At 70.5% G+C, this 12,599-nt stretch carries 12 protein-coding genes; 11 read left to right on the top strand and 1 reads right to left on the bottom strand.

Annotated elements, in window-relative coordinates; all coding sequences use genetic code 11:
• Positions 1 to 163 precede the first annotated feature (163 nt).
• On the bottom strand, positions 164 to 664 hold the full coding sequence (bldD, locus tag ACGF2Y_RS09175; RefSeq protein ID WP_014157378.1) for a transcriptional regulator BldD: 501 nt from the start codon (positions 662 to 664) through the stop codon (positions 164 to 166).
• Positions 665 to 886: 222 nt separating this feature from the next.
• Here bldD and pyrR point away from each other — a divergent pair, with 222 nt between their 5' ends.
• The 11 genes from pyrR (at position 887) to rpoZ (ending at position 12,490) form a co-directional block, all read left to right on the top strand.
• Positions 887 to 1,471, top strand: coding sequence for a bifunctional pyr operon transcriptional regulator/uracil phosphoribosyltransferase PyrR (gene pyrR, locus ACGF2Y_RS09170; protein WP_392944455.1), 585 nt, complete (start codon positions 887 to 889; stop codon positions 1,469 to 1,471).
• 94 nt (positions 1,472 to 1,565) lie between these two features.
• The gene (locus ACGF2Y_RS09165) at positions 1,566 to 2,552 is read left to right on the top strand and encodes an aspartate carbamoyltransferase catalytic subunit (protein ID WP_392944453.1); all 987 of its coding nucleotides are present in this window, start codon (positions 1,566 to 1,568) and stop codon (positions 2,550 to 2,552) included.
• Between the two features lie 2 nt (positions 2,553 to 2,554).
• The gene (locus ACGF2Y_RS09160) at positions 2,555 to 3,841 is read left to right on the top strand and encodes a dihydroorotase (protein ID WP_392944451.1); all 1,287 of its coding nucleotides are present in this window, start codon (positions 2,555 to 2,557) and stop codon (positions 3,839 to 3,841) included.
• Positions 3,838 to 4,446 carry a hypothetical protein gene (locus ACGF2Y_RS09155; protein ID WP_392944449.1) on the top strand — a complete coding sequence of 203 codons (609 nt, stop codon included), beginning with the start codon at positions 3,838 to 3,840 and terminating at the stop codon, positions 4,444 to 4,446. Before ACGF2Y_RS09160 ends, ACGF2Y_RS09155 begins: the two co-directional genes overlap by 4 nt.
• A complete protein-coding gene (carA, locus tag ACGF2Y_RS09150) occupies positions 4,443 to 5,582 on the top strand; it encodes a glutamine-hydrolyzing carbamoyl-phosphate synthase small subunit (RefSeq protein WP_392944448.1) in 1,140 nt (379 codons plus the stop codon). The genes ACGF2Y_RS09155 and carA overlap by 4 nt, the downstream gene beginning before the upstream one ends.
• Complete coding sequence (carB, locus tag ACGF2Y_RS09145) at positions 5,575 to 8,883, top strand: carbamoyl-phosphate synthase large subunit (protein WP_392944446.1); 3,309 nt, start codon at positions 5,575 to 5,577, stop codon at positions 8,881 to 8,883. The genes carA and carB overlap by 8 nt, the downstream gene beginning before the upstream one ends.
• Before the next feature lie 113 nt (positions 8,884 to 8,996).
• Positions 8,997 to 10,109, top strand: a complete 1,113-nt coding sequence (locus ACGF2Y_RS09140) for a quinone-dependent dihydroorotate dehydrogenase (protein ID WP_392944444.1) — start codon at positions 8,997 to 8,999, stop codon at positions 10,107 to 10,109.
• A complete protein-coding gene (gene pyrF, locus ACGF2Y_RS09135) occupies positions 10,106 to 10,945 on the top strand; it encodes an orotidine-5'-phosphate decarboxylase (protein ID WP_392944442.1) in 840 nt (279 codons plus the stop codon). Before ACGF2Y_RS09140 ends, pyrF begins: the two co-directional genes overlap by 4 nt.
• A 255-nt stretch (positions 10,946 to 11,200) precedes the next feature.
• Complete coding sequence (locus ACGF2Y_RS09130; protein ID WP_005319887.1) at positions 11,201 to 11,524, top strand: integration host factor; 324 nt, start codon at positions 11,201 to 11,203, stop codon at positions 11,522 to 11,524.
• A gap of 38 nt (positions 11,525 to 11,562) precedes the next feature.
• The gene (gene gmk, locus ACGF2Y_RS09125; protein WP_392944440.1) at positions 11,563 to 12,156 is read left to right on the top strand and encodes a guanylate kinase; all 594 of its coding nucleotides are present in this window, start codon (positions 11,563 to 11,565) and stop codon (positions 12,154 to 12,156) included.
• A 61-nt stretch (positions 12,157 to 12,217) separates the two neighbouring features.
• Positions 12,218 to 12,490 (top strand): DNA-directed RNA polymerase subunit omega, encoded by a 273-nt coding sequence (gene rpoZ / locus ACGF2Y_RS09120; protein ID WP_003970369.1) that lies wholly within the window; start codon positions 12,218 to 12,220, stop codon positions 12,488 to 12,490.
• Positions 12,491 to 12,599 lie beyond the last annotated feature (109 nt).

Genomic DNA, 12,599 nt, shown 5'->3' with positions numbered 1-12,599 from the left:
AAGGGCCCACGGTCAGCCGTGGGCCCTTCGGCGTACCAGGACCGTACGGAGGCGCACGGGCGCGGCGCGCTCCACGGGGCACAGAAAGCCGGGCGGGCGGGGGCCCGAAGGTCCCCGCCCGCCCGGCGGCACGTTTCTGCTGTTGGGGACCGGCCCCGTTCGCTCAGCCCTCGTCGTGGGCGACCGCGCGGCGCGCGTCCGCGTCCAGCACGCCCCAGCTGATGAGCTGCTCCGTGAGCACGGAAGGCGACTGGTCGTAGATCACGGCGAGCGTGCGCAGGTCGTCCTGGCGGATCGAGAGCACCTTGCCGTTGTAGTCACCGCGCTGGCTCTGGATGGTCGCCGCGTAGCGCTGCAGCGGACCGGCCTTCTCCGGCGGGACGTGGGCGAGGCGCTCCAGGTCCAGGACGAGCTTCGGCGGCGGCTCGGCGGCCCCGCCCGGCGTCGTACCGGGCAGCAGCTCCTGCACCGGGACCCCGTAGAAATCCGCCAGCTCGGCGAGGCGCTGTACGGTCACGGCACGGTCGCCGCGCTCGTACGAACCGACCACGACGGCCTTCCAACGGCCCTGGGACTTCTCCTCCACGCCGTGGAGGGAAAGGCCCTGCTGGGTGCGGATGGCACGGAGTTTGGCCCCGAGCTGTTTTGCGTATTCGCTGGACATATGGCTCCCCGGACGCTGGAACAGTGTGCGGCTCCGCCGCGTGGCTGGTAACTCACTGTGAGGTTACGCAGCGTTACTTGGATGCGTCAAGCCGAATGATCCGGACCGGCACCTCCCGGGGGCGGGGCCAGGGCCGGGCACAAGCCCTGGTAGCGTGGATGACGCAATTTCGACGTCCTTTAACGATCCGTCCCGTGAGGCGGAGAAGGAGGTCCGTTTCTTATGGACGCACAGCACGACGACACCGGCAACGCGGCACGCCCCGTTCTCGAGGCCCCCGACATCGCCCGTGTTCTGACCCGTATCGCCCACGAGATCGTCGAACGCGCCAAGGGCGCCGACGACGTGGTGCTGCTCGGTATCCCGACGCGGGGCGTCTTCCTCGCCCGCCGGCTCGCCGACAAACTCGAACAGATCACCGGCCGGAAGACGCCGGTCGGATCGCTCGACATCACCATGTACCGCGACGACCTGCGGATGCGCCCGGCGCGCGCCCTGGCGCGCACCGACATCCCCGGCGAGGGGATCGAGGGCAGCCTGGTCGTCCTGGTCGACGACGTGCTCTTCTCCGGCCGCACGATCCGCGCCGCCCTCGACGCGCTCGGCGACATCGGCCGCCCGCGCGCGGTGCAGCTCGCGGTCCTCGTGGACCGCGGCCACCGGGAACTCCCGATCCGCGCGGACTACGTCGGCAAGAACCTCCCCACGTCGCTGCGGGAGACGGTCAAGGTCCAGCTCGCCGAGGAGGACGGCCGCGACGCCGTGCTGCTCGGCGTCCAGCGGACCGCCCCCGCGGGCACGCAGTAGCCCGAGCCCTCCCGTACGCCCCTCCGGGGCCGTACGGCGGCTCCTGTGCGCCCGCATGCCTGAAACTCCCTCCAGTCACCCGGAGAACCCCCAGATGAAGCGTCACCTCATCTCGGCCGCCGACCTCACCCGCGACGACGCCGTCCTGATCCTCGACACCGCCGAGGAGATGGCCCGGGTCGCGGACCGGCCGATCAAGAAGCTCCCCACCCTGCGCGGCCGTACCGTCGTCAACCTCTTCTTCGAGGACTCGACCCGTACCCGCATCTCCTTCGAGGCGGCCGCCAAGCGGCTGTCCGCCGACGTCATCAACTTCTCCGCCAAGGGCTCCTCCGTCTCCAAGGGCGAGTCCCTGAAGGACACCGCGCTGACCCTGGAGGCGATGGGCGCCGACGCCGTCGTCATCCGGCACGGCGCCTCCGGCGCCCCCTACCGGCTCGCCACCTCCGGCTGGATCGACGGGGCCGTGGTCAACGCCGGGGACGGCACCCACGAGCACCCCACCCAGGCCCTGCTGGACGCCTTCACGATGCGCCGCCGGCTCGTCGGAGCCGACGCCGGGCTCGGCCGGGACCTGGACGGCCGCCGCATCACGATCGTCGGCGACATCCTGCACAGCCGCGTCGCCCGCTCCAACGTCCACCTGCTGACCACGCTCGGCGCGCACGTCACTCTGGTGGCCCCGCCCACCCTCGTTCCGGTGGGCGTCGAACAGTGGCCCTGCGACGTCAGCTACAGCCTCGACAACGTGCTGGCGAAGTCCGATGCGGTGATGATGCTGCGTGTGCAGCGCGAACGGATGAACGCCGCCTACTTCCCGACCGAGCGCGAATACTCCCGCCGCTACGGCCTGGACGGGGAGCGGATGGCGAAGATGCCCGGACACGCCATCGTCATGCACCCCGGCCCGATGGTCCGCGGCATGGAGATCACCGCCGAGGTAGCCGACTCCGACCGCTGCACGGTCGTCGAGCAGGTCGCCAACGGCGTCTCCATCCGCATGGCCGTGCTCTACCTGCTGCTCGGTGGCTCCGACACCGCGCTGTCCGCCGCCCCCGCCCGTACCGAGGAGAACAAGTAACCATGAGCAAGATCATTGTCCGCGGTGCGCGGATCCTCGGCGGCCAGCCGCAGGACGTCCTGATCGACGGCGAGACCGTCACCGAGGTGGGCACCGGCATCGACGCCGCCGGCGCCACCGTGATCGAGGCCGGGGGGCAGATCCTGCTGCCCGGCCTGGTCGACCTGCACACCCATCTGCGCGAGCCCGGCCGCGAGGACTCCGAGACCGTCCTCACCGGCACGAAGGCCGCGGCCGTCGGCGGCTTCACCGCCGTGCACGCCATGGCCAACACCTTCCCCGTCGCCGACACCGCCGGCGTCGTCGAGCAGGTCTGGCGGCTCGGCAAGGAGTCCGGCTACTGCGACGTCCAGCCCGTCGGCGCGGTCACCGTCGGCCTGGAGGGCAAGCAGCTCGCCGAACTCGGCGCGATGCACGACTCCGCCGCCGGAGTGAAGGTCTTCTCCGACGACGGCAAGTGCGTCGACGACGCGGTGATCATGCGCCGCGCCCTGGAGTACGTGAAGGCCTTCGACGGCGTCGTCGCCCAGCACGCCCAGGAGCCCCGCCTCACCGAGGGCGCCCAGATGAACGAGGGCATCGTCTCGGCAGAGCTGGGTCTCGGCGGCTGGCCCGCCGTCGCCGAGGAGTCGATCATCGCCCGCGACGTCCTCCTCGCCGCCCACGTCGGCTCCCGCGTCCACATCTGCCACCTCTCCACCGCCGGCTCCGTGGAGATCGTGCGCTGGGCCAAGTCCAAGGGCTGGAACGTCACCGCCGAGGTCACCCCGCACCACCTCCTCCTCACCGACGAGCTGGTCCGCAGCTACAACCCGGTCTACAAGGTGAACCCGCCGCTGCGCACCGAGGCCGACGTGATGGCCCTGCGCGAGGCGCTCGCCGACGGCACGATCGACTGCGTCGCCACCGACCACGCCCCGCACCCGCACGAGGACAAGGACTGCGAGTGGGCCGCGGCCGCCATGGGGATGGTGGGCCTGGAGACCGCCCTCTCGGTCGTCCAGCAGACGATGGTGGACACCGGTCTGCTCGACTGGGCGGGCGTCGCCGACCGCATGTCCTTCCGCCCCGCGGCCATCGGCCGACTCGATGGACACGGCCGTCCCGTCTCGGCGGGTGAGCCCGCCAACCTCACGCTGGTCGATCCGGCATACCGTGGGACCGTGGACCCCGCGGGCTTCGCGTCCCGCAGCCGCAACACCCCCTACGAGGGCCGTGAGCTGCCGGGCCGCGTCACCCATACCTTCCTGCGGGGCCGTGCCACGGTCGTCGACGGGAAGCTCGCGTGACAACTCTGACCCCCCTGTACCACCTGGCCGCCGAGCAGAAGTCGGCGGAAGTGACGGACTGGGCCGCCCGCATCGCCTGGGTGATCGGCCTGTTCGTCTTCATCGCCCTCGTCTACTGGCTGATGCGCCAGGGCTGGAAGTGGCGCGCCAGCCTCCAGTCCGGCCTCCCGGAGCTTCCGGTCACCCCCGAGGGCTTCGCCGACGACGAGACGCTGCTGACGCTTCAGGGGCGCTACCACGCCTCCACCACCGCCGGACAGTGGCTCGACCGGATCGTCGCGCACGGCCTCGGCGCCCGCAGCCGTACCGAGCTCACGCTCACCGCCCGCGGCCTGGACGTCGTACGCCCCGGGGCGAGCGACTTCTTCATCCCGGCCGAGGCCCTGCGCGAGGCCCGCCTCGACAAGGCGCTCGCGGGCAAGGTCCTCCCCGAGGGCGGCCTGCTGATCATCACCTGGGCGCACGGCGAGACGCTGATCGACTCCGGCTTCCGCTCCGACCACGCCGCCGAGCACCAGGCCTGGGCCGACGCCGTCAACCGGCTCACCGGCGCCCCGGCCGCCACGGAACTCACCAGCACCCCTACGGAAGGCACCGCACGATGACGATCTCCACCCGGGGGGACCAGACCCCCGCCGTACTCGTCCTGGAGGACGGCCGCACCTTCCGCGGCCGCGCCTACGGGGCCGTGGGGGAGACCTTCGGCGAAGCGGTGTTCTCCACCGGCATGACCGGCTACCAGGAGACGCTGACCGACCCCTCCTACCACCGCCAGGTCGTCGTCATGACGGCCCCGCACGTCGGCAACACCGGCGTCAACGACGAGGACCCCGAGTCGGGCCGCATCTGGGTCTCCGGCTACGTCGTCCGCGACCCCGCCCGCAAGCCCTCCAACTGGCGCTCGCGGCGCTCGCTGGACGAGGAGCTGGTGGCGCAGGGCGTCGTCGGCATCAGCGGCGTCGACACCCGCGCCCTCACCCGCCACCTGCGCGAGCGTGGCGCGATGCGCGTCGGGATCTTCTCCGGAAACGCGATCCCCGACGAGGGCACCCTCCTCGCCAAGGTCCGCCAGGCCCCCGAGATGACCGGCGCCGACCTGTCCGCCGAGGTCGCCACCAAGGAGGCCTACGTCGTCCCCGCGATCGGCACGAAGAAGCTCACCGTCGCCGCGGTCGACCTCGGCATCAAGGGCATGACCCCGCACCGGATGGCCGAGCGCGGCATCGAGGTGCACGTGCTGCCCGCCACCGCCACCCTGGAGGAGGTGTACGCCGTGAACCCGGACGGCGTCTTCTTCTCCAACGGTCCCGGCGACCCGTCCACCGCCGACCACCCGGTCGCCCTCATGCGCGGTGTCCTCGCACGGTCCACCCCGCTCTTCGGCATCTGCTTCGGCAACCAGATCCTCGGCCGCGCCCTCGGCTTCGGCACCTACAAGCTGAAGTACGGCCACCGCGGCATCAACCAGCCGGTGCAGGACCGCACCACCGGCAAGGTCGAGGTCACCGCGCACAACCACGGTTTCGCCGTCGACGCCCCGCTGGACAAGGCATCCGACACGGAGTTCGGCCGCGCCGAGGTCTCCCACGTCTGCCTGAACGACCAGGTGGTCGAGGGCCTGAAGCTCCTGGACCGGCCGGCCTTCAGCGTCCAGTACCACCCCGAGGCGGCCGCGGGCCCGCACGACGCCGCGTACCTCTTCGACCGTTTCGTCACCCTGATGGAGGGCCAGCGTGCCTAAGCGATCCGATATCCAGTCCGTCCTGGTCATCGGCTCCGGTCCGATCGTCATCGGCCAGGCCGCCGAGTTCGACTACTCCGGCACCCAGGCCTGCCGCGTCCTCAAGGCCGAGGGCCTGCGCGTCATCCTGGTGAACTCCAACCCGGCGACGATCATGACCGACCCGGAGATCGCCGACGCCACCTACGTCGAGCCGATCACCCCCGAGTTCGTCGAGAAGATCATCGCCAAGGAGCGCCCCGACGCGCTCCTGCCCACCCTCGGCGGCCAGACCGCGCTGAACACCGCGATCTCCATGCACGAGAACGGTGTCCTGGAGAAGTACGGCGTCGAGCTCATCGGCGCCAACGTCGAGGCGATCAACAAGGGCGAGGACCGCGACCTCTTCAAGGGCGTCGTCGAGGCCGTCAAGGCGAAGACCGGATACGGCGAGTCCGCCCGCTCCGTCATCTGCCACACCATGGACGACGTCATCGCCGGCGTCGACACCCTGGGCGGCTACCCCGTCGTCGTCCGCCCCTCCTTCACCATGGGCGGCGCCGGCTCCGGCTTCGCCCACGACGAGGAGGAGCTGCGCCGCATCGCCGGACAGGGCCTCACGCTCTCCCCGACCACCGAGGTGCTCCTGGAGGAGTCCATCCTCGGCTGGAAGGAGTACGAGCTGGAGCTGATGCGCGACAGGAACGACAACGTCGTGGTCGTCTGCTCCATCGAGAACTTCGACCCGATGGGCGTCCACACCGGCGACTCCATCACCGTCGCCCCGGCCATGACGCTCACCGACCGCGAGTACCAGCGGCTGCGCGACGTCGGCATCGCGATCATCCGCGAGGTCGGCGTCGACACCGGCGGCTGCAACATCCAGTTCGCCATCGACCCCACCGACGGCCGGGTCATCGTCATCGAGATGAACCCCCGCGTCTCCCGCTCCTCGGCGCTCGCCTCCAAGGCCACCGGCTTCCCGATCGCCAAGATCGCCGCCAAGCTGGCCGTCGGCTACACGCTGGACGAGATCCCCAACGACATCACCGAGAAGACGCCGGCCTCCTTCGAGCCGACCCTCGACTACGTCGTCGTCAAGGCCCCCCGCTTCGCCTTCGAGAAGTTCCCCTCCGCCGACTCCACCCTCACCACCACCATGAAGTCGGTGGGCGAGGCCATGGCGATCGGCCGGAACTTCACCGAGGCCCTCCAGAAGGCCCTGCGCTCGCTGGAGAAGAAGGGCTCGCAGTTCGCCTTCACCGGCGAGACCGGCGACAAGGCCGAGCTGCTCGCGGAAGCGGCCCGCCCGACCGACGGCCGGATCAACACCGTCATGCAGGCGATCCGGGCCGGCGCCACCCAGGAGGAGGTCTTCGACGCCACGAAGATCGACCCCTGGTTCGTCGACCAGCTCTTCCTGATCAAGGAGATCGCCGACGAGCTGGCCTCCGCCGCACGCCTGGACGCCGACCTGATCGCCGAGGCCAAGCGGCACGGCTTCTCCGACGCCCAGATCGGCGAGATCCGCGGGCTGCGCGAGGACGTCGTCCGCGAGGTCCGGCACGCGCTCGGCATCCGCCCGGTCTACAAGACGGTCGACACCTGCGCCGCCGAGTTCGCCGCGAACACGCCGTACTTCTACTCCTCCTACGACGAGGAGAGCGAGGTCGCGAGCCGCACCAAGCCGGCCGTGATCATCCTCGGTTCGGGCCCCAACCGCATCGGCCAGGGCATCGAGTTCGACTACTCCTGTGTGCACGCCTCCTTCGCGCTCAGCGAAGCGGGCTACGAGACCGTCATGGTCAACTGCAACCCGGAGACCGTCTCCACCGACTACGACACCTCCGACCGGCTCTACTTCGAGCCGCTCACCCTGGAGGACGTCCTGGAGATCGTGCACGCCGAATCGCTGGCGGGCCCGATCGCCGGTGTCATCGTGCAGCTCGGCGGCCAGACCCCGCTCGGCCTCTCGCAGGCGCTCAAGGACAACGGCGTGCCCATCGTCGGCACCTCCCCGGAGGCCATCCACGCCGCCGAGGACCGCGGCGCCTTCGGCCGGGTCCTGGCCGAGGCCGGGCTGCCCGCGCCCAAGCACGGCACCGCCACCACCTTCGGCGAGGCCAAGGCCATCGCCGACGAGATCGGCTACCCCGTCCTCGTACGGCCGTCCTACGTCCTCGGCGGGCGCGGCATGGAGATCGTGTACGACGAGACGCGCCTCGCCTCGTACATCTCCGAGTCCACCGAGATCAGCCCCACCCGGCCGGTCCTGGTCGACCGCTTCCTCGACGACGCCATCGAGATCGACGTGGACGCCCTCTACGACGGCACCGAGCTGTACCTCGGCGGCGTCATGGAGCACATCGAGGAGGCCGGCATCCACTCCGGCGACTCGGCCTGCGCCCTGCCCCCGATCACCCTCGGCGGGTTCGACATCAAGCGGCTGCGCGCCTCCACCGAGGGCATCGCCAAGGGCGTCGGCGTCCGCGGACTGATCAACATCCAGTTCGCGCTGTCCGGCGACATCCTCTACGTCCTCGAAGCCAACCCGCGCGCCTCCCGTACGGTCCCCTTCACCTCGAAGGCGACCGCCGTCCCGCTCGCCAAGGCCGCGGCCCGCATCTCGCTGGGCGCGACCATCGCCGAGCTGCGCGCGGAGGGTCTGCTGCCGAGGACCGGCGACGGCGGCACCCTGCCGCTGGACGCGCCGATCTCCGTGAAGGAGGCCGTGATGCCGTGGTCGCGCTTCCGCGACATCCACGGCCGGGGCGTCGACACGGTCCTCGGCCCGGAGATGCGCTCCACCGGCGAGGTCATGGGCATCGACTCGGTCTTCGGCACGGCGTACGCCAAGTCGCAGGCCGGCGCCTACGGCCCGCTGCCCACCAAGGGCCGCGCGTTCATCTCGGTCGCCAACCGGGACAAGCGCTCGATGATCTTCCCGGCCCGCGAGCTGGTCGCCCACGGCTTCGAGCTGATGGCCACCTCCGGCACCGCCGAGGTCCTCAAGCGCAACGGCATCAACGCCACCGTCGTGCGCAAGCAGTCCGAGGGCACCGGGCCCGACGGCGAGAGGACCATCGTCCAGCTCATCCACGACGGCGAGGTCGACCTCATCGTCAACACGCCGTACGGCACCGGCGGCCGGCTCGACGGCTACGAGATCCGCACCGCGGCCGTGGCCCGCTCGGTACCGTGCCTGACCACGGTCCAGGCGCTCGCCGCCGCCGTCCAGGGCATCGACGCCCTCAACCACGGCGACGTCGGGGTCCGCTCCCTCCAGGAACACGCGGAGCATCTGACAGCGGCGCGCGACTAGCCGCCCGGAGAGGGGGACACCGGAAACGGTGTCCCCCTCTTTGCGAGCCCAGTCGAGCCCAGTCGAGCCCTGTCGACTCCGTCGAGCCCACCGAGCACCAAGGACATCTCTCCATGTACAAGCTCTTCTTCCGGCTGGCCTTCCAGCGGATGGACCCCGAGCAGGCCCACTACGCCGCCTTCCGCTGGATCCGCCTCGCCGCCCGGATCCCCGTCCTGCGCACCTTCCTCGCCGCCGCCCTCGCCCCCCGCTTCAAGGAACTGCGCACCGAGGCCCTCGGTCTGCGGATGCACGGCCCCTTCGGACTCGCCGCCGGCTTCGACAAGAACGCCGTCGCGATCGACGGCATGGCGATGCTCGGCTTCGACCATGTCGAGATCGGCACCGTCACCGGCGAACCCCAGCCCGGCAACCCCAAGAAGCGCCTCTTCCGGCTCGTCGCGGACCGTGCGCTGATCAACCGCATGGGCTTCAACAACGAGGGCTCCGCCGCCGTCGCCGCCCGCCTGGCCGCCCGCAACCCGGTCTTCCGCACCACCGTCGGCGTCAACATCGGCAAGACCAAGGTCGTGCCCGAGGCCGAGGCCGCCGCCGACTACGTGAAGTCCACCGAGGCCCTCGCCGGCCACGCCGACTACCTGGTCGTCAACGTCTCCTCGCCGAACACCCCCGGCCTGCGCAACCTCCAGGCCACCGAGTCGCTGCGCCCGCTGCTCACCGCCGTACGCGAGGCAGCCGACCGCACCGTCACCACCCGGCGGGTCCCGCTGCTCGTCAAGATCGCCCCGGACCTCGCGGACGAGGACGTCGACGCCGTCGCCGACCTCGCCGTGGAACTGGGCCTGGACGGCATCATCGCCACCAACACCACCATCGCCCGCGAGGACCTGGGCCTGAAATCCGACCCCGCCCTGGTGGGAGAGACCGGCGGACTCTCCGGCGCACCCCTCAAGGAGCGCTCACTGGAGGTCCTGAGCCGCCTGTACGCCCGTGTGGGGGACCGGATCACCCTGGTGGGCGTCGGGGGCGTCGAGAACGCCGAGGACGCCTGGCAGCGCATCCTCGCCGGGGCCACCCTGGTCCAGGGCTACAGCGCCTTCATCTACGAAGGTCCCTTCTACGCCCGCGCGATCCACAAGGGCCTCGCCGCCCGGCTCGCCGCCTCCCCGTACGCCACCCTCGCCGAGGCCGTCGGCGCCGAGACCCGGAAGAAGGCCGCCCTGTGACACCCGAACCCTTCGGCGCCCGGCTGCGTCACGCCATGGACACCCGCGGGCCGCTCTGCGTCGGCATCGACCCGCACGCCTCGCTGCTCACCTCCTGGGGCCTGAACGACGACATCGCCGGTCTGGAGCGCTTCACCCGGACCGTCGTGGAGGCGCTGGCCGACCGGGTCGCCGTCCTCAAGCCGCAGTCCGCGTTCTTCGAGCGCTTCGGATCGCGCGGCGTCGCCGTCCTGGAGAAGGCCGTGGCGGAGGCGCGGGCGGCCGGCGCGCTCGTCCTGATGGACGCCAAGCGCGGCGATATCGGCTCCACCATGGGGGCCTACGCGGCGACCTACCTGGACAAGGACTCGCCGCTCTTCTCGGACGCGGTCACCGTCTCCCCGTACCTGGGCTTCGGCTCGCTGCGCCCGGCGCTGGACGCCGCCGCCGTCTCCGGATCGGGCGTCTTCGTCCTCGCCCTCACCTCCAACCCGGAGGGCGCCGAGGTCCAGCGGGCCACGGCTGCCGACGGCCGCTCGCTCGCTCAGCTGATGCTCGACCACATGGCGGCGGAGAACGAGGGAGCGGCTCCGCTCGGCTCGGTCGGCGCGGTGGTCGGTGCGACGCTCGGCGACGCGGGGGTGAACCTGGCGATCAACGGGCCGCTCCTCGCGCCCGGCATCGGCGCCCAGGGGGCGACCCCGGCGGACCTGCCGGCGGTGTTCGGCGACGCGGTGGGCAACGTGGTCCCCAGCGTGAGCCGGGGCGTGCTGCGCCACGGCCCGGACGTGTCCGGGCTGCGCGAAGCGGCCGAACGGTTCGCGGACGAGGTCCGCGGCGCTGTATCCGGCAGCTGACCCTGACACGTTTACAGCGCGTTGACGAATTGCTGACGCGTTACTGACCGGAAACCAGGTCGATATGTCGGGAAAATCCTGGTCGGCCACAGCTGACCAGGACTTTTCGTCTGTTCTCGCTGACTACAGCGGCCCTTGCCGCTAGTCTCCGTCGAGAGCGGCCGAGCACAGTGTGTTCTTCGCTCACCTGGTGGGTGGCGTCCAGCTTCCCCGCCGGTCCGTATCCGACAGATCGACATCCGAGGTGACGTAGGCGTGGCTCTTCCGCCCCTTACCCCTGAACAGCGCGCAGCCGCGCTCGAAAAGGCCGCCGCGGCTCGCCGGGAGCGGGCCGAGGTCAAGAATCGACTCAAGCACTCCGGCGCCTCCCTCCACGAGGTCATCAAGCAGGGCCAGGAGAACGACGTCATCGGGAAGATGAAGGTCTCCGCCCTGCTGGAATCCCTGCCGGGCGTCGGCAAGGTCCGCGCCAAGCAGATCATGGAGCGTCTCGGCATCTCCGAGAGCCGCCGGGTCAGGGGTCTTGGCTCCAATCAGATCGCATCCCTGGAGCGTGAGTTCGGCGGCGGCGCCGCCTGACGTTCTCAGGCACTCCTGAGAACCTGGATAATCGCCCCATGGCTGCAACATCCCGGGGGACGTCCCCCGTACCCCCGGACGTACGTCCGCGGCTGACCGTGCTCTCCGGCCCTTCGGGCGTCGGCAAGAGCACGGTCGTCGCTCATATGCGCACCGTGCACCCCGAGGTCTGGCTCTCCGTGTCGGCGACGACACGCAAGCCGCGCCCCGGGGAGCGCAACGGTGTCCACTACTTCTTCGTGGACGACGAGGAGTTCGACAAGCTCGTCGCCAACGGTGAACTGCTGGAGTGGGCCGAGTTCGCGGGCAACCGCTACGGCACGCCCCGCCGCGCCGTGCTGGACCGCCTGGAGGCCGGTGAGCCGGTCCTGCTGGAGATCGACCTCCAGGGCGCCCGGCTGGTCCGCCAGTCGATGTCGGACGCGCGGCTGGTCTTCCTGGCCCCGCCGAGCTGGGAGGAGCTGGTGCGCCGGCTCACCGGCCGGGGCACCGAGGCGCCCGAGGTCATCGAGCGCCGGCTCGCCGCCGCGAAGATCGAACTGGCCGCCGAGGCGGAGTTCGATACGACGCTCGTCAACACCTCCGTCGAGGGCGTGGCGCGTGAGCTGCTAACGTTGATGCTTCAGGCCTAGATCTCTGCGATCGCTCAGATCTCTTTGATCTTTGATCTAAACCCCCTTCGGAAGGCAGAGAGTGTCCTCTTCCATCACCACGCCCGAGGGCATCATCAACCCGCCGATTGATGAGCTCCTCGAAGCCACCGACTCGAAGTACAGCCTGGTGATCTACGCGGCCAAGCGCGCCCGCCAGATCAACGCGTACTACTCGCAGCTCGGTGAAGGCCTCCTCGAGTACGTCGGTCCGCTCGTCGACACCCACGTGCACGAGAAGCCGCTGTCGATCGCGCTCCGCGAGATCAACGCGGGCCTGCTGACCTCCGAGGCCATCGAGGGCCCCGCGCAGTAACGCAGCAGCACCACGGCACCCTCACTCCAGGCCCGGCGGCCCGTCCGCCGGGCCTGAGGTGTGTCCCGGGGCCGGATGAACGTCCTCCGCGCGGTGAGGCAGCATGGGA

The sequence above is a fragment of the Streptomyces sp. NPDC048142 genome (assembly GCF_043202835.1).
In the GTDB taxonomy this organism is placed as follows: Bacteria; Actinomycetota; Actinomycetes; order Streptomycetales; family Streptomycetaceae; genus Streptomyces.
The sequence above is the reverse complement of the archived record's forward strand: the minus strand, read 5'-3'. Positions and strand labels throughout refer to the sequence as shown.

Coding starts and splice junctions, on each gene's coding strand:
- bldD (WP_014157378.1), bottom strand. CDS start 664: ATGTCCAGCGAATACGCAAAACAGCTCGGGGCCAAACTCCGTGCCATC.
- pyrR (WP_392944455.1), top strand. CDS start 887: ATGGACGCACAGCACGACGACACCGGCAACGCGGCACGCCCCGTTCTC.
- ACGF2Y_RS09165 (WP_392944453.1), top strand. CDS start 1,566: ATGAAGCGTCACCTCATCTCGGCCGCCGACCTCACCCGCGACGACGCC.
- ACGF2Y_RS09160 (WP_392944451.1), top strand. CDS start 2,555: ATGAGCAAGATCATTGTCCGCGGTGCGCGGATCCTCGGCGGCCAGCCG.
- carA (WP_392944448.1), top strand. CDS start 4,443: ATGACGATCTCCACCCGGGGGGACCAGACCCCCGCCGTACTCGTCCTG.
- ACGF2Y_RS09140 (WP_392944444.1), top strand. CDS start 8,997: ATGTACAAGCTCTTCTTCCGGCTGGCCTTCCAGCGGATGGACCCCGAG.
- gmk (WP_392944440.1), top strand. CDS start 11,563: ATGGCTGCAACATCCCGGGGGACGTCCCCCGTACCCCCGGACGTACGT.